General features: G+C 41.9%; 1 protein-coding gene. It reads right to left on the bottom strand.

What is annotated here, in order from left to right; all coding sequences use genetic code 11:
• Window positions 1-141: 141 nt before the first annotated feature.
• A complete protein-coding gene (tnpA, locus tag BN1234_RS16840) occupies window positions 142-615 on the bottom strand; it encodes an IS200/IS605 family transposase (protein ID WP_054957815.1) in 474 nt (157 codons plus the stop codon).
• Between the last annotated feature and the right edge of the window lie 146 nt (window positions 616-761).

Here is a 761-nt window from a genome sequence, read left to right as displayed (position 1 = left end):
AAATCAGAACCACCCGTCCAACGGGTGGTTTGCTCTTGGGGTATAACCCCTTGTTGCCAAACTGCGCCTAAAGACGCTAGCCTGACAATAAATTGTTCAGGCTCAGTGTTTTTGTCACTTTCACATACCAGTTAAACTGGTTTACTTTTTCTTGTTACTGTTTCTACTGAATGGATCCTCGTATTCTTTTACACTCAGTTTATCAATAGCTTGGTCATGTGCTTCTTGTTCACGTATATATTTTGCTACCGTAGCTTCATTTAAGCCTACGGTACTCACGTAGTATCCCTCCGCCCAAAATTTCCGATTACCATACTTGTACTTTAAGCTAGCGTGCTTCTCAAATATCATCAGTGAGCTCTTCCCCTTCAGGTAGCCCATGAACGAGGATACTGAGATTTTTGGCGGAATCGCTACGAGCATATGCACATGATCTGGCATCATGTGACCTTCTATGATCTCCACTCCCTTGTATTTACACAAACGTTTGAAGATCTCGATCAAGTCTTTCCTTACTTGATTATAGATCTCTTTCCGTCTATACTTCGGGGTGAACACAATGTGATATTTGCACATCCACTTTGTGTGAGCTAGACTATAACTTTTGTTTGCCATCTAAGACCATTCCTTTCCATTGAGCCTGAACATCTCAATTTTATAGGAATGGTCTTATTTGGTAAAACCCTTGATCCCTCCACCCGCATAGCGGGTGGTTTTATGTTTCGCACGCTTCGCGAGCTCAACTGACTAAAGTCATAAAA

It is taken from the genome of Paenibacillus dakarensis, assembly GCF_001373415.1.
In the GTDB taxonomy this organism is placed as follows: Bacteria; Bacillota; Bacilli; order Paenibacillales; family Paenibacillaceae; genus Paenibacillus_AQ; species Paenibacillus_AQ dakarensis.
The sequence above is the reverse complement of the archived record's forward strand: the minus strand, read 5'-3'. Positions and strand labels throughout refer to the sequence as shown.

What these genes read in the sequence shown, in the direction of transcription:
- tnpA (WP_054957815.1), bottom strand. Translation starts at nt 615, where the DNA reads ATGGCAAACAAAAGTTATAGTCTAGCTCACACAAAGTGGATGTGCAAA.